Source organism: Tritonibacter scottomollicae (assembly GCF_032924845.1).
Classification (GTDB): Bacteria; Pseudomonadota; Alphaproteobacteria; order Rhodobacterales; family Rhodobacteraceae; genus Epibacterium; species Epibacterium scottomollicae.
In genome coordinates, this window is the sequence record NZ_CP136704.1 from 2,258,830 (window position 1) to 2,285,735 (window position 26,906).

General features: G+C 62.9%; 15 protein-coding genes. 10 read left to right on the forward strand and 5 right to left on the reverse strand.

Going from position 1 to position 26,906, the window contains the following annotated elements:
* The first annotated feature begins 14 nt into the window (after window positions 1–14).
* Window positions 15–1,001: a glycosyltransferase gene (locus R1T40_RS11430; RefSeq protein ID WP_317384185.1), complete on the forward strand. Its 987-nt coding sequence runs from the start codon at window positions 15–17 to the stop codon at window positions 999–1,001.
* A gap of 8 nt (window positions 1,002–1,009) precedes the next feature.
* Here R1T40_RS11430 and R1T40_RS11435 read toward each other — a convergent pair whose 3' ends face one another.
* Window positions 1,010–1,786 carry a WecB/TagA/CpsF family glycosyltransferase gene (locus tag R1T40_RS11435; protein ID WP_317384186.1) on the reverse strand — a complete coding sequence of 259 codons (777 nt, stop codon included), beginning with the start codon at window positions 1,784–1,786 and terminating at the stop codon, window positions 1,010–1,012.
* Window positions 1,787–1,904: 118 nt separating this feature from the next.
* On the opposite strand from R1T40_RS11435, the gene R1T40_RS11440 reads away from it, so the two are divergent.
* From R1T40_RS11440 to R1T40_RS11475, 8 genes are all read left to right on the forward strand, one after another.
* On the forward strand, window positions 1,905–3,371 hold the full coding sequence (locus R1T40_RS11440) for a hypothetical protein (protein WP_317384187.1): 1,467 nt from the start codon (window positions 1,905–1,907) through the stop codon (window positions 3,369–3,371).
* 199 nt (window positions 3,372–3,570) lie between these two features.
* Entirely contained in the window at window positions 3,571–10,020 is a 6,450-nt protein-coding gene (locus R1T40_RS11445) for a type I polyketide synthase (protein ID WP_317384188.1), read from the forward strand.
* 2 nt (window positions 10,021–10,022) lie between these two features.
* Window positions 10,023–11,054, forward strand: a complete 1,032-nt coding sequence (locus R1T40_RS11450; protein WP_317384189.1) for a glycosyltransferase family 2 protein — start codon at window positions 10,023–10,025, stop codon at window positions 11,052–11,054.
* Window positions 11,051–15,631: a MupA/Atu3671 family FMN-dependent luciferase-like monooxygenase gene (locus R1T40_RS11455; protein WP_317384190.1), complete on the forward strand. Its 4,581-nt coding sequence runs from the start codon at window positions 11,051–11,053 to the stop codon at window positions 15,629–15,631. Before R1T40_RS11450 ends, R1T40_RS11455 begins: the two co-directional genes overlap by 4 nt.
* Window positions 15,628–16,338, forward strand: coding sequence for a 4'-phosphopantetheinyl transferase family protein (locus R1T40_RS11460; protein ID WP_317384191.1), 711 nt, complete (start codon window positions 15,628–15,630; stop codon window positions 16,336–16,338). Before R1T40_RS11455 ends, R1T40_RS11460 begins: the two co-directional genes overlap by 4 nt.
* Window positions 16,335–17,312, forward strand: a complete 978-nt coding sequence (locus R1T40_RS11465; RefSeq protein ID WP_317384192.1) for a hypothetical protein — start codon at window positions 16,335–16,337, stop codon at window positions 17,310–17,312. The genes R1T40_RS11460 and R1T40_RS11465 overlap by 4 nt, the downstream gene beginning before the upstream one ends.
* The gene (locus tag R1T40_RS11470) at window positions 17,309–19,846 is read left to right on the forward strand and encodes a hypothetical protein (RefSeq protein ID WP_317384193.1); all 2,538 of its coding nucleotides are present in this window, start codon (window positions 17,309–17,311) and stop codon (window positions 19,844–19,846) included. Before R1T40_RS11465 ends, R1T40_RS11470 begins: the two co-directional genes overlap by 4 nt.
* On the forward strand, window positions 19,843–20,691 hold the full coding sequence (locus R1T40_RS11475; protein ID WP_317384194.1) for a glycosyltransferase: 849 nt from the start codon (window positions 19,843–19,845) through the stop codon (window positions 20,689–20,691). Before R1T40_RS11470 ends, R1T40_RS11475 begins: the two co-directional genes overlap by 4 nt.
* An 11-nt stretch (window positions 20,692–20,702) precedes the next feature.
* On the opposite strand, the gene R1T40_RS11480 is transcribed toward R1T40_RS11475, so the two are convergent.
* Window positions 20,703–21,917, reverse strand: a complete 1,215-nt coding sequence (locus R1T40_RS11480) for a glycosyltransferase family 4 protein (RefSeq protein ID WP_317384195.1) — start codon at window positions 21,915–21,917, stop codon at window positions 20,703–20,705.
* A gap of 205 nt (window positions 21,918–22,122) precedes the next feature.
* Here R1T40_RS11480 and R1T40_RS11485 point away from each other — a divergent pair, with 205 nt between their 5' ends.
* Entirely contained in the window at window positions 22,123–23,475 is a 1,353-nt protein-coding gene (locus R1T40_RS11485; RefSeq protein ID WP_317386976.1) for an oligosaccharide flippase family protein, read from the forward strand.
* A 14-nt stretch (window positions 23,476–23,489) separates the two neighbouring features.
* On the opposite strand, the gene R1T40_RS11490 is transcribed toward R1T40_RS11485, so the two are convergent.
* From R1T40_RS11490 to R1T40_RS11500, 3 genes are all read right to left on the reverse strand, one after another.
* Window positions 23,490–24,755 carry a Wzz/FepE/Etk N-terminal domain-containing protein gene (locus R1T40_RS11490; RefSeq protein ID WP_317384196.1) on the reverse strand — a complete coding sequence of 422 codons (1,266 nt, stop codon included), beginning with the start codon at window positions 24,753–24,755 and terminating at the stop codon, window positions 23,490–23,492.
* A 32-nt stretch (window positions 24,756–24,787) separates the two neighbouring features.
* Window positions 24,788–25,762 carry a CpsD/CapB family tyrosine-protein kinase gene (locus R1T40_RS11495; RefSeq protein WP_317384197.1) on the reverse strand — a complete coding sequence of 325 codons (975 nt, stop codon included), beginning with the start codon at window positions 25,760–25,762 and terminating at the stop codon, window positions 24,788–24,790.
* A 350-nt stretch (window positions 25,763–26,112) separates the two neighbouring features.
* A complete protein-coding gene (locus R1T40_RS11500; RefSeq protein WP_317384198.1) occupies window positions 26,113–26,826 on the reverse strand; it encodes a sugar transferase in 714 nt (237 codons plus the stop codon).
* Between the last annotated feature and the right edge of the window lie 80 nt (window positions 26,827–26,906).

The following is a 26,906-nucleotide window of genomic DNA, read 5'->3' on the forward strand; positions in this document are numbered from 1 at the left end:
AGAGGCCGCATGTCATGAGCACCGCCCCCCCGCCCCCTGACGCGCCGCAGCCGCAGATCGACGCGGTTGTGATCGGTCGCAATGAAGGCGAGCGCCTGCTGGCCTGCCTCGACAGCCTTGCAGGACAGGTCAGGCGTATCATCTATGTCGACAGTGGCTCCAGCGACGGATCTGTGGCAGCCGCAAAAGCCCGCGGGGCGGAGGTCGTCTCGCTTGATATGTCGCGCCCGTTCACCGCGGCGCGGGCCCGCAACGCAGGACTGGATCGGCTGTCTGCAAATACCAGCGGCGGGTTGGTCCAATTTCTGGATGGCGACTGTAGTCTTGACCCTGGCTGGTTGCGGCAAGGCGCGGATTTTTTAGCACAGCATCCAGATGTCGCGGTCGCTTGCGGGCGGCGACGGGAACAAAACCCAAGCGGCAGCATCTACAATTGGCTGTGTGACCTGGAGTGGGATACGCCCATCGGTGAGGCCAAGGCCTGCGGCGGCGATGCTTTGATGCGCCGCGATGCGATCCTTCAGGTTGGCGGATACCGCGACACCTTGATCGCGGGCGAAGAGCCTGAGCTTTGTGTGCGGTTGCGCAAGGCGGGGTGGAAAATCTGGCGACTAGATGAGGAAATGACCCGTCACGATGCTCAGATGACACGGTTTTCGCAATGGTGGAAACGGGCGCGACGGGCAGGTCATGCCTTTGCGGAGGGCGCCCACTTGCATGGTGCGCCGCCAGAGTGTCATTGGGTCACCGAAACGAGGCGGGCCATGGTCTGGGGGGCGGTCTTGCCGGGCCTCATTGCACTGACATGGTCCCTGCTTCCCCTTCTTGGCGGCGTGCTCAGCTTGATCTACCCGCTGCAGTTTCTGCGCCTGTCCCGACGCGATGGCCCACGGCGGGCGTGGTATAGCATGCTGGGCAAGTTTGCCGAGGCACAGGGCGTCGTGGAGTTTCACCTCAACCGCTTGCGCGGCAGGCATCGCGCCCTGATCGAGTACAAGTAGAGCCCACGTCAGCTTTCCTGAGCGCGCACATCCCTCTGTCGCCGGATCCGCAGCGCTTGCATGACCTGTCTCGGCAGGATCGCGAAACACTGCGCATAACGCGGCACAAGGCGGGCCGGGCTGCTCAACATGCGCCACAACCACTCCAACGCGAGTTTACGCATCCACAGCGGCGCACGGCGCTGAGCCCCGGTCACGAAATCGAGCCCCGCGCCGATTGATGCAAACCCGACCTGCGGTGCCAATTGCCGTCCAAGCGCGGCAAAGCGTTCCTGCTTCGGAGCACCAAGCGCGATAAAGCACATGCCCACCTTCTGCTCTGCCAATTCGGTCAAGATCCGCCGAGATTCGTCCCCCTCGGGATCAAAATTCCTGCTGGGCGCCTGCACATAGGTGATCTCCAGTCCCGGCACCCAGTGCATCAAGGCGGTCCGCGCCTCTTCAAGAACTGGTTCCGTTGATCCCACCAATGCCACCTTGACGCCGCTCTGCGCCGCCATTTTGCATAGGGGCGTGACCAGATCAGATCCGGGCATCAGCTCAACAGGCCGGTTCGCAATCCGCGAAAGCCAGACAATCGGGCGACCATCCGCGACGATGAAATCCTGCGCCTGATAGGCGCGCAGAAACACGTCATCGCGTGACAGCTTGACCAGGTGATCGAGGTTGACGGTCGCCAGCGCAAACCCTTCAGCACACTGAAATCTATTCGTTATTTCAACGGAAAACTTGCGCGCATCTGGGACATTGACCACAATACGCTGATTGTTAAACAGAAAGTGCATGGCGCATCAGATCATTTTTCATCGGCTGGTTAGTAAATATTGTTTCTTGCAGGGTACATATGGCAGAGCTGTCGTATACTGCTACCCACGGATTTAGGTCTAAGTGAGGCGAGATTAGGTGCCTAACGCGATTGCGACGATGATGTTGCTGGTGTGGCCAGTCGCGGCGTTGGTGTTCTTTCAGCGCCTGCCCCTGCACCGTGCCATCCTGCTATGCCTGATCGGCGGATACCTTCTGCTGCCGCCGGTTGCAGCCTTCGACCTGCCTCTTGTTCCCGACCTGGACAAATTCTCGATCAGCTCGCTCATGGCGCTGGCGGGCTGTGTGTTTGTCGCAAAGCAGCCAGTACCGATGATGCCGCGATCCTGGGTACTTCGTGTCTTAACCGCGGTCTTTGTCCTCTCCGCCGTTCCGACGGTACTGACCAACTCTGACCGTATTGTGTTTGAGGCGGTGCCGCACTCTGCTCCGATCGTGTTCTTTCATTCGGAGCTGCCAGGCCTTCGCCTGCGGGATCTCGCATCTGTCATCAGTAGCCAGATCATCGTGCTGATCCCGTTCTTCATCGCGCGTCGATATCTTTCCACCCCTGAGGCACATCGGGAAATTTTGTTGGCATTCGTCATTGCCGGCCTCATTTACACCGTTCCGTCGTTGATCGAAATCAGGTTCAGCCCGCAGATGAACGTCTGGATCTACGGCTTTTTCCAGCATGACTTTGCTCAGATGGTGCGTCAGGGCGGGTATCGCCCCATCGTCTTCCTGCCCCATGCGCTTTGGCTTGCGTTGTTCATGTTCAGCGCAATGGTGGCGGCAGTAGCGCTGGCCCGCACGGCCACCAACCCCAACAAAGTGCGGTTTACTTTCGCAGCGGTCTACCTGTTCGGCATGTTGATCCTGTGCAAGAGCATGGCGTCGCTCGCTTATGGTCTGGCCTTTACCCCCGTTATCGCACTGGCGTCTCATCGGTTCCAGGTCCGGCTGGCGCTGATCATCGCCTTGATCGGCTGCATCTACCCGATGTTGCGAAACGCTCATGTGATCCCGCTTGATACAATCCTGGCACAGGTAGAAGCGATCAGCCCCGAACGGGCGCAATCCTTGGGGTACAGGTTCGACAATGAAGAAATTCTACTAGAACGCGCAGCCGAAAAGCCCATGTTCGGTTGGGGCGGATGGGGCAGAAACCTGATCCGAGATGGCGAAACCGGTCGCATCCTGTCGATCCCCGATGGCCACTGGATCATTGCCTTTGGCAGCTTCGGCTGGGTCGGCTATCTCGCCGAAATGGGCCTGCTGACCGGTGCGCTCGCGTTGCTCTACCTAGCGCTGCGCAAGATGCCAGAGCGGGAAATTTCGCCAACCGTGTCCTGCATCGCGCTCATTCTGGGCGCGACCCTGATGGACATGTTGCTGAATGATACGTTGGTGCCGGTGACCTGGATGTGCGCTGGCGCCCTCTTGGGCTATGCGGAGCGCCAGCTTTACCCGGGTCTCTTCGCCCCCAGAAAGGCGCTCTTTGACGGCCGCCAAGAGATAGACACACCGCCACGGCAGAAACGACTGAGGCCGGTGATGGACTAGGGTCGTCAAAAGCGCGCGGCGAAGGATCTCAATTTGGCCATATTCAAACCCCGACGCTGCCAAAGATGTTGCGCAATACTCGCCACAGGGTGCGACGTGTATAATACGATCCACATGGGATACACCGTCAGGACGTGGGGAGCGTTCGTCCGGCCGGTACGAAAGAATGGGTTAGGCATAAGGCCGAACTTGGGGAACGATGGACAATATGACGAAGTTTGATCCGGAACAGCGGGACCGTTACAGCGCTGATGATATCGCCGTGGTCGGCATGTCCGTCACCCTGCCCGGTGCCGACAGCATCCGTGCCTTCTGGACCAATCTACGCGACGGCATCGAATCCATCGAGATCCAGGATGAGGACAGCCTGTTGGCCGCGGGCGAACGGGCCGAGGTGCTGCGCGATCCAAACTACGTGCCCTCTGCGGCTCCGTTACAGGGGTTTGACACGTTCGACGCGGAATTCTTCGGCTTCTCCCCCAAGGAAGCCTCCATCCTCGATCCCCAACACCGCAAGTTCCTCGAGGTCGCCTGGGGTGCGATGGAGGATGCCGGTCATACGCCCGAAAGCCTGAAGGGTCAGGTCGGTGTCTACGCGGGCTGCGGCATGGGCAGCTATTTCTATTTCAACATCTGCTCCAACCCGGATCTGGTGGATGATGTCGGCATGTTCCTGCTGCGTCACACCGGCAACGACAAGGATTTCCTGACCACCCGTGTCAGCCATGTGTTCGACCTCAAGGGGCCGTCGGTGAACGTGCAGACCGCCTGCTCCACCTCTCTGGTGGCGATCCACTATGCCGCCGAGGCGCTGCGCCAGGGAGAATGCGACATGGCGCTGGCCGGCGGCGTGACCATCGAGCTGCCACAGGGGCGCGGCTACCTCTACAAGGAGAACGAGATCCTGTCGCCTGACGGCCATTGCCACGCCTTCGACCATCGCGCACAGGGCACCGTGTTCGGCTCCGGTGCCGGGGCCGTGGCGCTGCGCCGCCTTGGCGATGCGCTGGCGGATGGCGATCACATCTGGGCGGTCATCAAAGGCTCCGCGATCAACAATGATGGCGCGGCCAAGGCCGGTTATCTTGCGCCTTCGGTGGATGGACAATCGGCGGCGGTGCGCAAGGCGCTGACCGCAGCACGGATCAACCCGGAGACCATCGACTATGTGGAATGCCACGGCACCGGCACCTATATCGGCGACCCGATCGAGGTCGCCGCGCTGACCGAGGCCTACCGCGATGGCACCGACGCCACCGGTTATTGCCGCATCGGCTCGGTCAAGACCAACATAGGTCACCTCGACACCGCGGCCGGGGTGGCGGGTTTTGTCAAAACCGCCCTGTCGCTGGACCGCAAATCCCTGCCGCCGTCGCTGGGGTATGAGAAGCCGAACCCGACCATAGATTTCGCAACTTCGCCCTTCAGGGTGAACGACCAACTGTCCCCTTGGGTCTCACACAAGGGACCGCGCCGGGCCGCGATTAACGCCCTTGGGGTCGGCGGCACCAACGCCCATGTCATTCTGGAAGAGGCCCCCCTGCGCGCCGCCTCCGAGGAGAGCGACTTCCCGTTCCAGGTGCTGTGCCTCTCCGGTCAGTCCAAATCGGCGCTGGAGGCGAACACGCAGAATCTCGTGGCCTATCTGCGCGCCAACCCGGAGGTGGAGCTGGCCGATGTGGCCTATACGCTGAAGGAAGGCCGCCGCGGTTTTGCCAAGCGGCGCGTGGTGGTGGCCGAGACCGCGACCGAGGCCGCCGACCTGCTGGAAGCTGCAAACCCGCGTCAGGTCTTCACCCACGACCACCTTGGGCCGAACCCAGAGGTGGTCTTCATGTTCCCCGGTGGCGGCGCGCAATATGCCGGCATGGCGCGCGACCTCTATGAAACCGAGCCGGTCTTTGCCGACTGGATGGACCAAGGCCTCGACCATCTGGAAAAGAGCCTCGATTTCGACCTGCGCGCGCTGTGGCTACCGGAACCGGGCGAAGACGCCGCCGCCGATGCCGCACTGCTGAAACCCTCGGTGCAACTGCCGCTGATCATGATCGTGGAATACGCGCTGGCGCAGCTCTGGATGAGCTGGGGCGTCAAGCCTGCTGCCATGGTCGGCCATTCCATGGGCGAAAACACCGCCGCCTGCCTTGCTGGCGTGATGCGCTTTGAGGAGTGCATAGATCTGGTGCAGCTGCGCGGACGGCTGTTCGACACGGTGCAACCCGGCGGCATGCTGTCAATCTCGCTGCCGCTGGCCGAGGTCGAGGCGTTGGTCGGCACCGATCTGGACATCGCCAGCGTCAATGCGCCAGAGCTGACCGCAGTATCCGGCCCCAATGACCGCCTCGACGCGCTGGCCGAAACCCTGCGCGCACGCGATGTGGAATTCCAGCGCATCCCCATCGACATCGCCGCCCACAGCCGCATGCTGGAGCCGATCCTCGCGGCCTATGGCGACTTCCTGCGCCGTCTGGACCTACAGGCGCCAAACCTCCCGGTGATGTCCAACCGGACCGGCCTGCCGCTGACTGCAGAACAGGCGACCAGCGCCGACTATTGGGTAGAACAGCTGCGCAACACCGTGCGCTTTGCCGATTGCATCGACACGCTCGCCGCCACGAAGAACCGCGTCTACCTGGAGGTCGGTCCGGGCAAGGCCCTGAGCGCATTGGCACAAATGGCGCCGCAGATTGCCGCCGGTCAGGTTCTCAGCTCGCTGCGACACCCGGAGCAGGACGTCGCGGATGACGCCTATTTCTTTGGCGTGATCGGTCGGCTCTGGGCCTGTGGCGTGGAAGCCGACTGGCCGCAGGTCTGGGGCGATGCCCGCCGCAACCGCCTCAGCCTGCCCACCTATGCGTTCCAGCGTAGTCGCTATTTCATCGAACCGGGCAAATCGGTGCAAGCGCCCGAGATCGCCCTGCCCACGCGCCATGATGACCTGCGCGATTGGGGATATCGCCCGGTCTGGCGGCCGCGCTTGGCTGACTGCGCGCTGGATGTGACGCGCGAGCTGAGCCTTGCGCCGCAGACTTGGCTGATCTTCGAGGACACCACCGGACAGGCCGCCGCCTGCGCCGAGGCGCTCAGTGCCGCCGGTCACCGAGTGTCGCGCGTCCGTGCTGGTGACACCTACGCGCAGTTGGCACCCGACCTCTATCAGCTGGCGCCCGAAGAGGGGCGGTTTGGCACCGAGGCCCTGCTGACGGATCTGGCGGAGGCCGATCTGTTGCCACAGCGGATTGCGCATTTCTGGTTGGTCACCGATGCCGAGGACTTCCGTCCCGGCTCCTCCTTCTTTGATCGCAATATAGAGATGGGGCTGATGTCGCTGACCGCCCTCGGTCAGGCACTGGCGCAGGCGGAACTACCGCATCCAGTGCATCTCAGCGTTTTGACCACCGGCGCTGTGCAGCTGCGCGACGAGCCCCTGCCCAATCCGGAAAAGGCGATGATTTCCGGTCCCGCCGGGGTGATCCCGCGCGAGGTGCCGGACGTGACCGTCGCCACCTGCGACATCGAACTGCCAGCAGCCCCGAAAGGGATTGCGGCGCTCTTGTCCGGAGCCAAGTCCGAGGTGCTCACCCCGCGCTTGCTCGAAGAACTGCTGGCAGAGCCAAGCAACCACTCCGCCGCATGGCGTGGCGCGAAACGCATGGAACTGGACTACCGCCCGGTGCCGCTCGCCACGCCGCAGGCCGAGGATGTGCCGCTGCGCAATGGCGGCCACTACCTGATCACCGGCGGCTACGGTGGCATCGGGCTGACTGTCGCCAAACATCTCATGCACAATTACGATGCCCGCATCACGCTGCTGTCGCGCGAGGCCCTGCCGCCCCGCGCCGAATGGGACAGCTACCTGCGCCGTCACAGCCCTACCAAGCGGATCGCCAGCCGCATCCGCGCGGTGCAGGACCTTGAGGCGACGGGACGCGGCGAGGTTCTAGTCCTGGCCGGTGATGTCTGCAACCTGCAGGACATGCGCGCGGCTGCCGAGGCCGCCCGCGCCGCCTTTGGTCCCGTCACTGGCCTGTTCCACGGCGCCGGCCGCATTGCCGATGCTCCATTGTTGGCCAAGGCCGACAGCCAGATCTCGGACGTGCTGGCCCCCAAGGTCAGTGGCCTGCGGGTGCTGGATCAGGTGTTCCCCGATGGCACGCTGGAGGTGATGGCGCTATTCTCCTCCTCCTCCACCGTGACGCGGCCTGCGGGCCAGGTGGATTACATCGCCGCCAACGAATACCTCAACGCCTGGGCCAAGTCGCGCAGAGGCGGGCAGACCCGCGTGGTCGCCATCGACTGGGGCATCTGGGCCGATACCGGCATGGCGGCAGAGGCAATGGCCGCCCGGCGCGACAGCGCTGCCCCGTCGGAGCCGCTGCCCTGCGCCGCCGCGCTCTGGCAGACGCAGGGGTTTGATCGCAGCGGCGCGCCGGTGTTCCGCAGCCGCTTTGACGCGCGCCGCGACTGGCTGCTGGACGACCACCGCACCCATGATGGCACCGCGCTGATTCCCGGCACCGGCAATATCGAACTGATCGCCGAGGGGCTGGACCAGCTTGGCACCACCGCCCCGTTCGAGATCCGCGACCTCTACTTCTTGCAGCCTTTCGTGGTGGACAATGACAGCCCGCGCGAGGCGGTGATGCATTTGACGCCGAGCGCCGACGGCTATGAGGTTCAGATCCACGGCGCCACAGACGATGGCTTTGCCCGCACCGCCCAGGCGCAGGTGGTGACGCTGGAGCCGTCGCATGTCAGCGGGCTGGTGCCCCTCGACGCGATTTCTGCGCGCTGCACGCCTCAGGAGGCGCCTCGGGATGGCACCCGGCTGCGCTCGCCGCAGGAGGCCAACCTGCGCTTTGGTCGGCGCTGGCATGTCTTGCAGTCGATGGCTCTGGGCCGGGACGAGGGGCTGGCGCGGCTTGAGCTGCCCGAAATCGCCACCGGGGATGGCACGCTGTTGCATCCCGGGCTGCTGGATCTGGCCACTGGCTGGGCCATCGAGCTGGCGCCGGGCTATGAGCCAAGCACACTCTGGGTGCCGGTGTCCTATGGCGCCATCCGGGTGCTGGCCCCGCTGACGCAAGAAATCTTCAGCCATGTGCGTCTGGCAGATGGCAAAGGGGATCGCAGTTCTGTCCTGTTCGACATCACCCTGTGCGATCCAGGCGGCAAAGTGCTCGTGGAGATCACACATTTCCGCATGCAGCAGCTGAGCGGCGGCTTCAACCTTTTGCCCGTCCGCACCGACACCACAGCCACCGCACTCGGCCTGACTGCGGAGCCGCAGACGCAGCCCCTGTCGCCGGACGAGCGCCGCCTGCTGGCCAATCTCGACAACGGCATCCGTGCCGAAGAAGGTGGCCCCGCCTTGGAGCGCGCGCTCGCCAGTGGCCTGTCGCAGGTGGTGATCTCCTCGCTCGATCTCGTGGCTTTGCGTCAGCAGGCAGCGGCAAGCGGCCTAACCGCGCCCGAAGCAGACGGGCAGAGTTTTGACCGTCCCGACCTCGACACAGACTATATCGCGCCGCGCACCCCCACCGAAGAGGCGCTTGCCGCACAGTTTGCCAACCTGCTGGGACTGGCGCAAGTGGGGGTCGAGGACAGTTTCTTCGACCTCGGCGGCCATTCCCTGATCGCAGTGCGGTTGTTTGCCCAGATCAAGCGCAGCTTTGGCGTCGAATTCCCGATGTCGGTGCTGTTCGATGCCCCCACCGTGGCCGCACTTGCGGTCCGGATCGAGGCGGAAACCGGCCCTGCTGCGGAACAGCCCACCAACGCGGCAGAGACGGACTCCCCGCAAAGCTTCACGCATCTTGTGCGTCTCGCACCGGGCAAGGATCCACAGGCCGCGCCGATGTTCATTGTTGCAGGCATGTTCGGCAACGTGCTGAACCTGCGGCATCTGGCGCAGATCCTCGGCGAGGATCGCCCCGTCTACGGCCTGCAGGCGCGTGGTCTGATCGGCAGTGACGAGCCGCATGAGCGCATTGAAGACGCCGCCCGTGCCTACATCGCGGAGATGAGGCAGGTACAGCCCGAAGGCCCTTATCTGGTCGGCGGCTTCTCCGGTGGCGGCATCACCGCCTATGAGATCGCGCAACAGCTCAAGGCCGCAGGTGAAGCGGTGGACGCGCTGGTGCTGCTGGATACGCCGTTGCCCGTGCGCCCTGCTCTCAAGCCACTGGACAAGGCGCTGATCAAGCTTGCCGAACTCCGCGCAAAAGGACCCGGCTTCATGGGCGAATGGCTGCGCAACCGCATCGCCTGGGAGATCCGCAAACGTCAGGACCGCCCGGCGGAGACCGGCACGGCGGCGGGCTTCAACAATCGCAAGATCGAGCTGGGTTTCCTTCGTGCTGTTGCCGCTTATGAGGTGCAGCCCTGGGCCGGGCCGGTGACGCTTTATCGTCCGGTGCTCGACCGTCATTGGCAAGTCTCGGGGCGCCAATGGGTCAGCCGCGATCGCGAATATGTCTACCCCGACAATGACTGGACCCGCCACGCCCCGGCGATTGAGGTCCATGAGGTGCCCGGCGATCACGACGGCATGGTGCTGGCGCCAAATGTCAGCGTGCTGGGCAAGGCAATCCGCGATCAGCTTGCAAAGACGGCCCGCCAGCCAGTCACAGCAAAGGCGGCAGAATAGAGATGCGCGCACAGACCGTCCTGACCATCATCCTGAATTTCCGCACCCCGGCCATGACCCTGCGCTCCGCCGCTGCCGCGCTGGCGGAGATGGAGGATCTGCCGGGCGAGGTGCTGATCATCGACAATGGTTCCGGTGATGGATCTTTCGAGGCGTTGCAGGCCGGGGCGGAAACCCGGGGCTGGCTGGACAGCGGCCGGTTGAGGATCGAGGCCTCGCCGGTCAATGGCGGCTTTGGCGCCGGCATGAACATCGGCTTTCAGGCACGGCTGACGGATGGGTCGGTGCCGGATTTCTACTATCTTCTGAACTCCGACGCCTTTCCCGAAACCGATTGCATTCGCACCCTGCGGGACTTCTTGCAGGATCACCCCGGTGCTGGACTGGCCGGATCCTATGTGCATGGCGAAGACGACACGCCCCATTGCACCCTGTTCCGCTTTCCCACCATCGCCAGCGAATTCGAGGGCGCGGCCCGCACCGGCGTGATTTCGCGCCTGTTGCAGCATGCTATCGTGCCGCTGGAGATCCCGGACCAGCCGCGTCAGGTGGATTGGACCGCCGGCGCCAGCTTGATGATCCGCCGCAAGGTGATCGAGGCTGTCGGTGGCTTTGACGAGACGTTCTTTCTCTATTTCGAAGAGACCGAGCTGTGCCACCGTGCAGCCCGCGCTGGATGGCGCACCCACTACGTGCCGCAAAGCACCGTGGCGCATGTCGGCTCGGCCTCCACCGGCATGAAGACCTGGCCCCGTACACCAGGATTCTGGCTCAACTCGCGCCTGCATTATTTCACCCAGACCCGTGGCGCCGTCTATGCGATGGGAGCAACGCTGGCCCGTCTTCTCGGTGGGGGCGTTTACGGGTTGCGCCGCCTGACCTCTGGCAAGCCGCGCGCCGATGCGCCGCATTTCTACGGCGACCTTTTGCGTCATCATCTGACGCGGATGCTGCGGCCCCTGCCCGGCCCACGCCCGGCCAAACCCTTTGATACCGACCCCGTTCACGCCCCGTTGCTGGAGGATCACAAGTGAAGCCATTTTCCACCGTCGTCATTGGCAATGAATCCCTTTTGATCGGCTGCTGCGAGGCCCTTCTGGCGCGCGGGCACGACATCCGTGGCGTCCTGAGTGACAATACTGACATCCGGGATTGGGCGTCCTCGCACGGTCTCAACTGCTATGATGCCGTCACGGATATCGAGGGCCCCTTCGACTGGCTCTTGTCGATCGCCAACCTGCGGCTATTGTCAGATGCGGTGATCGCCAAGGCCACGAAAGGCGCGGTCAATTTCCACGATGGCCCACTGCCGGAACGGGCCGGCCTCAATACCCCAAACTGGGCTATCCTCGACGGCGCGACCGAACATGGCATCACCTGGCATCTGATCGAGGGCGGTGTCGACGAAGGGGACATCCTTGCCCAGCGCCGGTTTGCGGTGGCAGAGGACGAGACTGCCTTCAGCCTGAATTCCAAATGTTATGGCGCCGCACTCGACAGTTTTGCCGAAGTGCTGGACCAGCTGGAAAGCGACGACCTGCGCCGCCAGCCACAGGATCTGAGCCAACGGCGCTATCATGCCCGTGCGGATCGCCCCAGAGCCGCCGGCTTTCTGCAATGCGACCGCCCGGTGGCACAATTGCTGCGCGTGGTGCGCGGGCTGGACATGGGCGGCTACTGGAACCCGCTAACCTCGGCCAAGGTCCGATGCGGGGATCGCGTCGTGCTGGTCGGGCAAGCTCAGGCAGCTGCAGGCGAAGGCACGCCCGGTCAGGTTTTGGCGGTGTCGGACACCGACATCACCTTGGCCTGTGCGGATGGTGCCATCTGTCTGTCACAGCTGACATCACCGGCAGGCGCGCCTCTGCGTCCCACCGCTTTGGTGCAACAGGGTAACAGGCTGCCGCTGCTTTCTCCGGCAGAGATCGAAACGCTCGAACAGGATCTTCTTGCAACCCAGAAACCGGAAGCCTTCTGGCGTCGTACCTTGGCCGACATGCAGACGCTTCCCCTGCCCCTTGGCGCGGCCGACGCCGCCGAAGAGGTCTTGGCAGAGGTCGAATTGCCCGCAAGCTGCACTCCGGAGGCGCTGGCGGCTTCAACCCTTGCATGGCTCCTGCGCAGCACCGGCGAGGCGTCTGGCTCCATCGCGCTGAGCCTGCCCAACCTGGAGTCTGCCGCGCGTCCGGGGCTGATTGCCGATTGGGTACCGATGACGGCGCATCTGGACGAGGGTTTCGCTGCGGTTCAATTGCGCATGGCGACGGTGATCGACCGCGCTGAGCGTCAGGGTGGTTTTGCCGAGGATATCATGGCCCGCGCGCCGGAAATCGCAGTGCAGGCGCCGCCCACCGTGGCGCTTTGTCTGGGCACGCAGACGCCGCCCGCAGAGACCAAACTGGCACTGATCCAGTCCGGTGGCAGCCTGCGCCTACAGTCCCAACACCTGTCACAGCAGGCGATCTCGCGGCTTGCGGCCCGTCTTGAATGCCTGCTCAACAACCTCGAAAACCGGTCAGATGCGCCGCTGTCCGCACTCCCTCTGCTGCCCGACGCCGAACGCAAACAAATGCTGGAGGAGTGGAACGCCACCGAGGCCGCCCCCTCAAGCGAGCAGACAATTCACGCCGCCTTCGAGGCGCAAGTCGCCCGCACACCGGATGCAATTGCCCTGGTCTTTGAGGACCAGCAGCTGACCTACGCAGAGCTGAACCAACGCGCCACCGCCTTGGCCCGGCATCTGCAGGCACAGGGCGTCGCCCCCGGCTGCCATGTCGGTGTCTATCTGCGCCGCTCGATGGATCTGGTGATTGCCACGCTCGGGATTCTGAAGGCAGGCGGTGCCTATGTGCCGCTGGACCCGGCCTACCCGGCGGATCGCATCGCGCATTACATCACCGACAGTCAGGCTTCGGTGGTTGTCACCCTGTCGGACCTTGCGCCGGATCTACCCGACAGCACCGCCCTGCCCCTGCGTCTGGACACGCTCGACCTCTCGGGCGGGACGAGCGAGATCACGAACAGCGCCACGGCAGAGGATCTGGCCTATCTGATCTACACTTCCGGCTCCACCGGCCTGCCCAAGGGCGTGATGGTGCGCCATCGCAACGTTGCGAACTTCTTCACCGCGATGGATGCGCGCATTCCTCACAAGGAAGGCGACGCCTGGCTTGCGGTCACCAGCCTGTCCTTCGACATCTCGGTGCTGGAGCTTTTCTGGACCCTGGCACGCGGCTTCAAGCTGGTACTGTCGAGCGACGAAAGCCGCCTGCAGCTTTCGAACGGCCCCATCACGCTCAGCGACCGCAAGATGGACTTCAACCTCTATTACTGGGGCAATGACGACGGCGCGGGCGAGAAAAAATACGAACTCCTGCTTGAGGGGGCAAAATTCGCCGATGCGCATGGGTTCAACGCGGTCTGGACACCGGAGCGACATTTCCATGCCTTCGGCGGCCCCTATCCAAACCCGTCGGTAACCGGCGCTGCCGTGGCGGCGGTCACCCGCAACATCGGGGTGCGTGCCGGGTCCTGCGTGGCCCCCCTGCATCACCCCGCCCGCATTGCCGAGGAATGGGCGGTGATCGACAACCTCACTGCTGGCCGCGCAGGCATCGGCTTTGCCTCCGGCTGGCAACCGGATGATTTCATCCTGCGGCCCGAGAACACGCCACCCGCCAACAAGCCCGCCCTGTTCGAGGCACTGGAAACCGTCCGCAAGCTGTGGCGCGGCGAGGAGGTCTCCTTTCCGCGGCAGGACGGTGGCACCCACAGCGTGATCACCCAGCCGCGCCCTGTCTCCGATGAACTGGCCGTCTGGGTCACGACGGCTGGCAACCCGGAGACCTGGCGCGAAGCGGGCCGCGTGGGCGCCAATGTGCTGACCCACCTGCTGGGCCAGAGCATCGACGAGGTCGGCGACAAGATCGCGCTCTATCATCAGGCGCTGCGCGAGGCCGGGCATGACCCTTCGGAATTCACCGTCACGTTGATGCTGCACACCTATCTCGCCGAGACGCGCGAGGCCGCACGCGAGGTGGCGCGCGAGCCGATGAAGGACTACCTGCGCTCGGCTGCCGGGCTGATCAAGCAATACGCCTGGGCTTTTCCAGCGTTCAAGAAACCCAAAGGTGTCGACAATCCCTTCGAGATGGATCTGGGCAGTCTCAGCCCCGAAGAGTTGGAGGCGATCCTCGACTTTGCCTTTGACCGCTACTTTGAGGACTCCGGCCTGTTTGGCACGGTCGAGGACGCGGTGGGGCGGGTGGAGGATCTCAAGCGCATCGGCGTTAGCGAGGTCGCCTGCCTGATCGATTACGGCATCGCGCCCAATGTGGTGCTGGAAGGGCTGAAGCCGCTGGCTGAGGTCCTGCGCCGCGCCAACCGCGTGCAGGCCTTGGCGGCGGATGACATATCGTTGGCGGCGCAAATCCTGCGCCACGGGGTCACACATATGCAGTGCACGCCCTCGATGGCCCGCATGATCGCCAGCGATCCGGATGCCGCCCCGGTGCTTGGCCGCCTGCAACATATGCTGGTCGGTGGCGAGGCGCTGCCCGGCGATCTGGTCGCCGCACTGCGCAGCCAGACCCGCGCCACGCTGCACAACATGTATGGCCCGACCGAGACCACGATCTGGTCCACCGTAGAAACACTGGAGGCCACGCCGGCGGGAGTGGCCCCCATCGGCACCCCGGTCGCCAATACCTCTGTCTATGTGTTGGATGCCGCAGATCAGCCCGTCCCCGTCGGTGCCGCAGGCGAGCTGTGCATCGGCGGCGCAGGCGTCACCGCCGGCTATTGGCAACGCGCTGACCTCACGGCGGAGCGGTTCCCGCTCGATCCCTTCCGCCCGGGCGCGCAGATGTATCGCACCGGCGATCTGGTGCGGTGGAACGCAGCCGGCAAGCTGGAGTTCCTGGGACGCACCGACCATCAGGTCAAGATCCGCGGCCAGCGCATCGAACTGGGCGAGATCGAGGCTGCTCTGGCCGCACTCGAAGGCGTCACTGCCGCGGTGGTGATCCCGCGCCGGATCGGCGCGGACGAGCGGCTGGTGGGCTATGTCACCGTGTCGACGCCGGTGTCAGAACAAGCGGCCAAGGCGCAGCTGTCCCGACAGCTCTCCGAGGTCATGGTGCCCGCGCATATCATGACGCTGGATACCTTCCCGCTGACCCCGAACAAGAAGATCGACCGCAAGGCCCTGCCCGACCCGCAGCCTGCGCGGGGCGTCTCGCCCACCGCGGCAGCTACCACAATGCCCCGATCCACCACCGAAATGCAGATCGCCGAGATCTGGCAACAGCTCCTTGGGGTGCCGGGCGTGCAGCAGGGCGACAACTTCTTTGCTCTTGGCGGACATTCGCTGCTGGCAGTGCAGGCCCATCGTGACATCCGCAGCGCACTCAAGGTCGACCGCCTGTCGATCACCGATATCTTCCGCTTCCCGACACTGGACGGGTTGGCTGGCCATATCGAGCAGCTTGCAAACGGTGGCACATCCTCGCAGGCTGAACGGACTGAGCCGTCAACGCCTCCCGCCGAGCGGGCAGAGACAATGTCCAAACGACGCGCCATGCGGGCCAATCGCAGGGGGCGGACCGGATGAACCCTGAGGCATCCGCCCTCCCTGACCTGACAGATGTCCGGTTGCAGCTGCTGCGTCCGCTGCTGTCCGATCAGGTCGCCATTGCCGCACAAGATCCGCTCGGCACACCTCCTGAGCCGTTTCCAGAAGAGACTGCTGGCCTGTCGCAGAACGCAGTGGACAAGCGCCGCCGCGAGTTTGCTGCCGGTCGCGCCGCCGCACATCAGGCGATGCGCGCGTTGAACCGAACACCGGTGCCCATCCGCATCGGCCCAAAACGCGCGCCCATTTGGCCCGACGACCTCAGCGGCACCATTACCCATTGTCGCAGCTGCGCTCTGGCGGCAGTGGCCCGACGCGCCACGCACCCCGGCATCGGCATAGACGTGGAAGAGGACACACCGCTTTCGCGGGATCTGTGGCCAAGCATTGCCAGCCGCGCAGAACGCGATTGGATAACCGCGCAAGCCGACCCGGGACAAGCTGGCAAGCTTCTCTTCTCCGCCAAGGAAGCCGCATACAAGGCGCAATACGCACTCTCGACGTGTTACTTCGGCTTTGATGGGTTGGAGCTGCACTTCAACCTGGCAGAACAGTCCTTCACCGCAAGATTTACCGCCCCACAACCACCTTTTCGTGTCGGAGACCATCTTCAGGGTCGATTTGCCATCGGGAGCGGGGTAATCATCACTGCGGTCGAGATCCTGAACAACGAGCCCTGCACATGATCCGTCGCCTGCTGAACCTGCCCCGACGTGGCCTTATCGCGCTCGGCGCATTGGTACCAATTGGCGCTGTTGGCGTCTGGTTATTGGGGCCAGGCCAGAGCACCTTGAACGACGTGCCCGCGCTTGCTCCGCCAGATGGGGCCATGCGGGTCTACCATCTGGGGCATTCGCTGGTGGGGGCGGATATGCCGGTCATGCTGGCACAGCTCTCCGGCGTTGAGCATCGCTTTAACGTCCAACGCGGCTCCGGCACGTCCCTCAGGGCGCATTGGGAAGACAGCGAACCAATTCTCGACTTTGACATGGTCAATGCCCCGCCGGTTTGGCGCGACCCAAAAGACGCGTTGCAAGCGGGTGATTATGATGCGGTCATCTTCACCGAGATGGTCGAACTGCGCGATGCGCTCAAGTATTTTGATGCTGCCGAATACCTGCACCGCTGGGCCCAGCTTGCGCGGCGCGGCAATCCGGACACACGGCTTTATATCTACGAAACCTGGCATCGGTTGGACGACCCGGACGGGTGGCTGACGCGGATCGACAGTGACCTGCAAGACCTCTGGCTGGGTCGTCTGTTGGCCAAGGATCGCAAATCCGCGCCCCCGCGCCCCTTGTACTTGATCCCTGGCGGGCAGGCGCTCGCTGCCGTCACACGCGCGGCCGAGGCGGGAGAGATCCCCGGTCTAGACAGCCGCGACGATCTGTTTGACCGTTTACCCGATGGCTCCCTGGACCAGATCCACCTCAGCCCGCTTGGCGCATACGTCGTGGCGCTTACACATTATGCGGTGCTCTACCACCAGTCACCCGAAGGGGTGCCGCATGAGGTCACATTGGCAGACGGCAGCTCCTTCACCGCGCTGGACGCGGAGGGCGCGCGACAGCTGCAAGCCATTGTCTGGGGCGTGGTCACCCGCCTGCCCCGGACCGGGGTTCAGGCCGCATCCTCTTTCGCCATATCGGAGACACAATGAGCACTGCGGACCTTATCAGCGCTGTCGTCATGATCGGACACTCCCTGATCGGTCCGGAAAACCCTCGCATGGTGCAACAGCTTCTGGCGACTGGTCAGAACAACCAGCCCGTTGTCGAATATCAGGTCATCAATGGTGCGCCGCTGCGCTACAACTGGGAACACGCTGACAAAGCGCAAGGCATCAACGCCCGCACCCGTCTGGCCGAGCGCCCGGCTGATGTTGTCATCGTCACAGAAGCTGTCCCACTGGCAAACCATCTGCGCTGGAGCGACCCCAAGGGCGCAGTGGAGAATTTCTACACGCTTGCCGCGTCCACCAACCCAAACGTCACTCTATATGTTCAAGAGGGCTGGCATAGCCTGCTGAGCGGCACCGGCGAAGACGTCCCCTTCGACGATGGCGGCGAGGTTGCGTGGCGTGACCGGCTCGACAACGATCTGCAGCACTGGCAGTCAATCGTTGACAAGGTGAAGGCAACGACCGGTGGTGACATCCGCCTGCTGCCGACCGGACAGGCGCTGGGGCGCCTGGATGATGCGATCAAGGCCGGAACCGTTCCCGGCCTGCGCAACATCCGCGATATCTTTTCGGACGATATCCACCCAGATGACATCGGGTTTTACTATCTCGCGCTTGTGCAATACGCCGTTCTGACGGGCAGCTCCCCCGAAGGATTGCCGCGCGTGTTGAAAACCGAATGGGGCACCCCCTACTCCACGCCCTCGCCCGAGCTTGCCCAGCGCCTGCAGGAAATTGCGGCCCGTGCCGCCACTGGCTCCTCGGAGCGTACAAGCCTGCCGCCAGATCCCCTCGATTTACCCGCAGACCCGCCCATTGCGGCCCTCAATGCCGATGTATCCTTTGCACCGAAACCGGATCTGCAACCTGAGGTACGTCGGCAACCTGTCGCGATGAACCTCGCCGCCGTGCGGGACTGGAGCCCTCAGGCGCCGTTTATCGATCACTTCAAGACCGCCCGCGCCTGGATCGGACATCTACCGGGCCGCTGGGGGGGCGTTACCGAGGAAGAGTTGAGAGCTGCCGGATATCTGGACCCCGACGGCTGGCCGCTGGCCATTCCACCGGAACTGGGCTCGATCGGAACCGTGCTATTGAACGACCTGCCGGAGACCGCAACCAGCCTTGCGGGACGCTACGTCCTGCAGTTTGACGGACAGGGTATCGTCGAGGCCGGAGGCCGGGCCACCAACGTGCGCTATGGCAAGAACGAGGTTTCCTTTGATTTCACCCCTGGCCAGGGCGCGGTCGATATCCGTATCCAACGCAGTGATCGCGAAGAAACCGGCGATTATGTGCGAAATATCACGGTGGTGCGTGAATCCGACCTGCAGGCATTCGAACGCGGGGCGCTGTTTAATCCGGATTGGCTGGACAGGATCGAGGGCTTTGCCTCCCTGCGCTTCATGGATTGGATGGAGACCAACAACTCGAAACAGGTCGGCTGGGAGGATCGCCCGCGCTTTGCCGACTACACCTGGACACCAAACGGTGTGCCTGCCGAAGTGCTGGTGACATTGGCAAACCGGATCGGTGCCGACCCGTGGTTCACCCTGCCCCACATGGCAGACGACACCTATGTGCGCAATTTCGCCACGCTGGTTCGCGACGGGCTCGACGACGATCTGAAAGCCTATGTCGAGTACTCGAACGAGGTCTGGAACTGGCAGTTCCAACAGGCGCATTGGGCCGACAAACAAGCGCGCGCGACCTGGGGAAGCGATGGGCTTTGGTTGCAATACTACGGGGGCCGCGCGGCAGAGGTTGCCGGGATCTGGACTGACGTCTTCTCCGAAGGGCAGGAACAGGCGGATCTGTCCAACCGGCTGGTTCGGGTCATTTCATCTCAGACAGGCTGGCTCGGACTTGAGGAGCAAGTCCTGACCGCGCCTCTCTGGACGGCAGCGGATGGCACGCGACAACCGCCCTATCGCAGTTTTGATGCCTATGCGATCACCGGCTACTTCGGGGCGTCCCTCGGCACGCAGGAGCGCGCCCCCATGGTCCGTGCCTGGATTGCCGATAGTCTGGAGCGCGCCCGCAGCGCAGCCGCCGAGAAAGGTCTGCGCGGAGCCGCAGCAGAGGCTTATGTTTCCGAGCACCGCTATGACGTCGCGGTCGCGCAAGCTGCGGTGGAGCTGCAAGACGGGCTGAATGCAGGCGATCCCGAAGGGACACTGAACGATCTTCTGACCCGCGTTCTGCCTTATCATGCGGAGGTTGCTCAAAAGCACAGTCTTGATCTGATCATGTACGAGGGCGGCAGCCATGTCGTCGGCCACGGCCCGTTGGTCGATGACGACGCGTTGACCGGCTTTTTCACCCATTTGAACTATACGGCTGAAATGGCGGACCTCTACCGACTGCTGCTGAATGCCTGGCCAGATCTAGGTGGCCAGTTGTTTGGCGCCTATTCCGATGTGTCGGTGGCTGGTCGGTGGGGAAGCTGGGGTGCCTTGCGCACGCTTTCGGACGACAATCCGCGTTGGGACATGCTGGAGGCCGCCCGGTGACATCCCCGCAGAACCGCATCGTCTCGGTGCTGATTCCTGCCCATAACGAGGCGGCCTATATCGCAGATTGTCTTGCCGCGCTCTATGCCTCTTCCGCCATGCCGCCAGACCATCAGGTCGAGGTTCTGGTTCTGGCCAATGGCTGCACGGACCAGACTGCTGAAATCGCCCGCAGCATGGTGCCCCCACGGGGGTGGAGCCTGTTGGTGCTGGAGCGCGCCGAAGGCGGCAAGCTCGCCGCGCTGACCGAAGGGGATGCGAAAGCGCGTGGCCAGGTGCGCGTATATCTCGACGCGGACGTGCAGGTTGAGCCGGGGATGCTGGCGCAGATCGCGACGGCACTTGCCAGCGATGCCCCCCGCTATGCCAGTGGCAGCCCCTGTGTGAAACGTGCCAAAAGTCCGATAACCCGCGCCTATGCAGCCGTCTGGACGCAATTGCCCTTTGTAACGACCGGCGCGCCCGGCTTCGGTCTTTTCGCGATGACATCGGCGGGGCGGACACGTTGGAAAAGCTGGCCTGACATTATCTCCGACGATACCTTTGCCCGGCTGAATTTCACCCCGAACGAACGCATTCGGCTGCCCGGACGATATCATTGGCCCATGGTCGAGGGCTTTCGCAACCTTGTCCGCGTGCGCCGCCGACAGGATCACGGGGTTGCGGAAATCGCGCAGCGCTTCCCCGAGCTGTTGCCAAACGATGACCCGCGTCCGCTGTCCAAGGCACAGCTCCTTGGGATCATCTTACGCCACCCGATCGGTTTCATCGTCTATGCCGCGGTATCTCTCGCCGTCAGAACCCGCCTGTTTGCAACCAAGGACGCTTGGGCACGGGGACGCTGACACCGCTCGGGTCAGGTCGCCTGACCCTTTATGGCCTGGTCGAAATGTTCTGCCAGCTTCTCGGCCTCGCAATCGATATCATGTCGATCAAAGACCCGCTCGCGCGCGATCTTTCCCATGTCGGTCAGTTTGTCATGTGGCACGGATGCCAACCGCACCATCGCATCTGCCAAGGCGTGGCTGTCACCCGCAGGCACCATCCAGCCGGTCTCTCCCTGCAGAACCAATTCGGGCGTGCCTGCGACATAGGTAGCCAGAACCGGACGCCCGGCGGCCATCGCTTCCATGACCACCATCGGCAGTCCTTCGGCGAAGGATGGCATGACCAGCGCATGCGCGCCTGCCAGTTCATCACGCACGCCGGCCTCGGACAACCAGCCGGTAAGCGTCACATGCTGCGCGAGCCCAAGATCCGCTATGGCTGCCTCCAAATCAGCGCGCATCTCCCCATCCCCAACAAGCGTCAGATGGATGCCCGGAACGTCCCGCACGGCATCCGCCAAGGCACGGATCAGTACCATCTGCCCCTTCTGCTCCACGAACCGACCGATCGCGACGAGGCGCAGGTGGCCCTTGGGCATCGGCTTGGGTTCCGGAAACCGTTCCGGCTCAATACCGCAGTGCACAACCTTGATCCGGTCCCATGCCCCGAACGAGGCCCAGCGGCTGAGCTGACTGCGACCAAAGCTGGAAATCGCCACGGCAAAGCGCGCGCGGTCCACTTTTTCCCCCAGAGACAAACTAAGCGGGGCATCAAATTCTTCTGGCCCATGTGTGGTGAAACTATAGCCCATCCCGCCCAGCTGCGCCGCCAGCAGCGCAACGGTGGTGGCGTTGGTGCCGAAATGCGCATGCAGGTGATCGCAATGCGTCCGCCGTGTCAGGCGCGCGACATATGCGGCTTCGACCAGATAGATCAGATGACGCAAGCGCGCGCCATTTGCAGCACCCATTTGCAACGCCAACCGCAAAGCGCGTCCGCTGCGGCGCGGCGCGCATGCGACACATGCCAAAAGGGCCAACAGCAGACGCGCCGCCCCCGACGCCAGGACATACTGACAGCGCGTTCTCTCCTCCTGATCGCCCGGGTCAACCAGCCCCTGGTCAGACGGACGCATCGGCAGGCGCAGCACTTCAATGCCACGCCGCTCCAGTGCTTGGATTTCACGTCGGATAAAGCTCTGTGAGGGTTGCGGATACGTATTCAGCACATATGCGATTTTCACGCGTTTCCCTTCCTGTCGGGCGTCCGGTTCGCACCCTAGCCACCGCGCATGGTTTTGCCCAGCATCAACAGCACAGACTTTCAACGCCTCCGCCACAATCGGGCCCAACAGCCATATTGTCTGCCTGTTGACACCGTCCTGCAATTGACCTTGCCGCAGCGCGGCCATAGCGTGCAGCCAACTTGCAATCGCGCTGTGGACTATGATGAAACTTGCCCTGAACGGCCCGAGCCTGATGGCACGCGTCGTAAGATCCACATCCTGGATACTCCTCGGCTTTGGCGTGGGGCAGGTTTTGCGCCTGGCATCCAACCTGCTGCTGACACGCCTCCTCTTTCCCGAAGCCTTCGGCCTGATGGCATTGGTCACCGTCATCATTATCGGCCTGTCGCTGTTCTCCGACATGGGGATTTCCAACGCGATTGCCCAAAACCCGCGCGGGGACGATCCGGATTTTCTGGATTCCGCCTGGACCGTACAAATCTGCCGAGGCGGCCTTCTCTGGTTGCTGACCGGCCTTCTCGCAGTGCCTGTGGCCGCGTTCTACAACGCACCAGAACTCGCCTACTGCCTGCCCATTGCAGGCTTCAGCCTCGCTTTACAGGGGTTCACGCCCACGCGGGTGGAAACAGCCTATCGTCACCTCCTTGTCGGCCGCGTCACCGCGATCAATCTGGCCGCGCAGATCTGCGGCATCCTCAGCATGGTGACGCTGGCGATCTGGATGCAATCCGTGGTGGCACTGGCGATCGGCAGCGTCCTGCAAGAAGCTGCAAAACTGGCCCTGACGCATCTCGCGCTTCCCGGCCGGCGCAATCGCCCCCGCTGGGAGCCTGCAGCAACTCATGAGCTGATCGGTATGGGAAAATGGATCTTTCTCTCCACCGCCTGTTTCTTCCTCACCACACAAGGCGACCGGGCCATCCTTGGCAAACACCTGACGCTTGAGGCGATGGGCATCTATAACATCGCGTTTTTCTTGGCGAGTTTCCCGATGCAGATGGGACAGGAGGTCAACCAGCGCTTGATGATCCCGGTCTATCGGGACAAGCCCGCCCTTCACAGCGATCAGAACCGCAAGAAGCAGCGACAGCTGCGCTACGCCCTGACCGGGGGTATCCTGTGCATGTTGTGGACGATGGCCTGGATCGGGCCCTGGCTGGTCGATCTGCTCTATGACGACCGATATGCAATGGCCGGGCCTGTTATCGTTATGCTGACCACAAGCCTCGCCCCCTCGATCATCGTTTTGACGTATGATCGAGCCTCTCTGGCGGCTGGAGACACCAAAAGGTTCTTTTTCTACACCGCCACCCGTGCCTTTGTTCAGACAGCCTTGTTTCTGGCAGGTGTCACATCATTCGGCCTGGCCGGCGGGATCGCGGCCATGGGGCTCGCGGTGGTGGTCTCCTATCCGATGCTGATGCGCCAGACGCGCCCCTACCGCGCACAAGACCCGGTTCACGATCTGGTTTTCCTGAGTATCAGCAGCGTGATCTGCGGCAGCGCTATCGCCTATCATTGGGACGGGATCGGCTCGACTTTGGGGTTGCTCTGACGGGTGTGAGCGCGTCAACCACGGGCGGAGCGGCGAGTCCAAATGCCCCGCAGCCGATGCGCCAGCCCTTTGGGCTGGGTCTTCAGGACCGGGATTGTAACCACGGGCGACAGGCCAGTTTCGCGTTTCATCTGCGCACTGGTTCGCAAAACGGGATGTCGTAGATCCATCGCGAAGGCCGCGATAACCCCAAGCACCAGACTGACCAGCCCGCCTTTGAGCGCCAGAGATTTCCGCCCCCCGCCGACGGCATAATCCGGCAAAGGCGCAGGTTCGAGCACGGTCAGGCGCTCTCCCTGGCTGGCCGTTTCGAGGCGGAAGCCAACCTCCGCTTCGGCGCGGCGCGCAGTGATCACTTCAAGCTCCGACTGCATCTGCTGGTGCCGACGCTCATAGCTCGCCAGTTGACGATCCACTTCCGGCGTCAGTTCCAGAGACGCTTCCATCTCTGCGCGACGGTCCAGCAACAACTGTCGCTGCGCGTTCAGAGTTTCGACCTGTGTTTCATAGTCCTTGCGAATTCGCTCAGCATAGGCGGTGCGCTGCGTTGCGGCGGCTTCTTCCGCGACTTTGCGAATCTCGATTTCCTGACGGGCCAGTTCCAGCAGGCTCTCGTTTATGGACGCGATTTCGGTGCCGCGCATCTCGATGATCCCGGGCAACGTCACCTCGTTCTCATAGCGAAAATTGGCGAGTTCTTCCTCCAGCGCTGAGATATCCCGGATCAGCGCAGTTTCCTTTTCGTTGAAGAAAGAAAGCGTTTCCCGCGCTTGGTCCAGGCGCGTTGACCGGCTCAATGCGATGGTGCGCTGCGAAAATTCCTGTGCCACCGCCTGAGCTTGCGCGCGGGTGGGCATATTTGCCGTGATGGACAGGACGGAAATCGCCCCATCGTCCGAGGCCCCCTCGCGCGCCGCAGCGGTACCGGTCAAGGAGACGGATCTGCGCATCATCGGTACGATTTCTGACGCCAGCAGGCCCGGTTGATCGGCGAATAGGTCCAGCTGGTCGACGATCTCCAGGATGGTGCCCCGCGCCATCAGACGCTGTTCAATCAGCTGGATGCGCCGCGCCGAAGATCCTTCGACCGTGGACGGGGCCAATTCCCCTGCAATCGTTGGACGCGTAATCTGGATGACGGCGGTACTGGAATAAACCGGTTGTTGCTGCAGCGCGAACCAAACGGAGGCAACGGTACCCAGAAAGGCCACCGCGAGAATGAGACGCAGCCGACGGCGCAGCAGGTCCAGAAAATCTGCAACTGAGTAGATCGAAGCCATGCCGTTCCCGTTCCTTGTTCCGCTGCCCCCAATCAGGAGGCGCTGGTGAACTCTTCATCATTCCGGGCGCGGTTAAGCACCACTCCCAGAAGCTGCGTATGGCCGGCCAACATCTTTTCGCAGGCCTTCAGGTGGCGCGCGGTCGTCTCGCTGCCGTCTGACACCAACAGGACACCGTCGACTTGTGGCAGGAACGCTGCCACGTCATCACTGTGAAGCACCGACGGCAGATCGAACAAAGCCACGTTCGCGCGCGTGCGCCGGATCACCTCATCTATGGTGGCGGCACAGCGGGAATCATGAAGCACCTCTGCCGAGTTGTGAAAGACTGACGTACTCAAACCAAGCGCCAGCCGGTTCGACGCGGCGACAAAATGCTCGTCCAACCGCAGCTCTCCGCGCAGGAACCCGAGCATATCGCCGTTATAGAGCGCAGCCCGCTCCAGTCCCAAAGCAGCGGCAACTCCGGGGGTGCGCATATTGAGATCCATCAGCACTGTGCGGCTCTCCGGCACACGCGCCAGGCTGAGAGCGAGGTTCGCCGCGGTAAAGCTGGCGCCACATCCAGGCGTCGGCCCGCAGATCGCGACCCGTGTCCAGCCTTGCGCCCGCAATGTATGCAGCAGTCGCGTGCGGAGCAGGTCAAAGGCGCGCGCGGTCGGGGACTGTCGAAAGAAATCGACCAGCGGCAGACGACTGCGGTGCTCACTCAGGCCTGTGACCTCGACGCGCCGCATGACATGCCAAGGGTCGGGCAGATGCGCCGGTAGCTTCTGCTCCGGTTCTGATGATTGAACGATGTCCTGCGGCTCCGATGTCTGTTTCACGGTCCATTCCAGCGGATCAGGACGGGCCTCTGCAAACCCGCGCGAGCGGTCCTGCAGTGCGTCCAGCGTATCGGCGTCCCGCCGGGCACCGGCCTCAGCGTGCCGCGGCGCGGCAGTCGCAGGTTGGGCAGGCTCGCCCGCTTTTGGTTTATTTTTGGAGGGGCGGTCAGTGGCTTGCACGGCGGGACGCGCTCTCGACTGCACAGCAGACGTCTCAGGGCGCACTGGGCGGACCGGACGCACCGGTTTAACGGGCGCAACGTCGTCCGCTTTGTCCTGTGGCGCGGCGGCCTTCTGTGGAACAGGCCGCGCGGTGTCCTGAGCAGGCGTCTCTTCGCGCTTGCTCCGTCGCCGCCGGAATTTCCTGAACCCCTGGTCCGTCATTGGTGCGTCACCGCCCTCATCCAAGTATAATACTGACGCTATGTTTACGCCATTGTGGTCAACATAATCTTTCACGCCGCACCTGTAAGAAATCTACGCTTATATGCCCGGCGTGCCATTTGGCAAAGGCGCCGCTCTCGTTCTTCTCAGTAGCCCGTGCGCCGCAACATCACGGAAACGGTCTTGAACAGAATGCGCAGATCCGTCCGCAAAGACACATCCCGGCAATAGAGTTCGTCGATCTCTGCCCGTTGGCAAAAGCTGGTTTCATTGCGCTCCCCTACCTGCCATGGACCAGTGACCCCGGGTCGCAAGGCGAAGTAGGCATCGGCCTTGCCGTAGATCGACAACTGATTGACGAGCATCGGGCGCGCGCCCACCAAGCTCATATCTCCGAGAAGCACGTTAAACAGCTGCGGCAGCTCATCGAGCGACGTGGCACGCAAAAAACGCCCGAACCGGGTGATCCGCGGGTCTTTCTTGATCTTCTGGGATTGATCCCATTCCCGGCGCAGCGCCGGATTTTTCTGCAGATGCGCTTCCAGCAAAGCATCTGCATTCAGCACCATGGTGCGGAGTTTCAGCATGTTGAAAACGCGACCGTCCTGTCCCAGGCGTTTCTGACGATAAATCGGCACGCCGCTTTCGATCCACAATGCGATCGCGCAGAACGCAATGAGCGGGATGACAATTGGCAACGCAAGAAGGACCAATGCAACATCCAGAAGCCGCTTACCATAAATGGCATAGCCTCTGTGCCCGTAATCGGTGTTGGCCTCTCGGAAAGAAGATGCCAAGGCCAGCTCTGGGAAGTCCTGCAACCCGGCAACTGCGATTGCCCCTTGATCCAATGTCTTCATTTTGTAACCCCCAAAAAACGCACACATCGCAGGCCTCCAGAAGGAGGCGACACTCAGGTTCCAATCCCCTGAAACCAAGT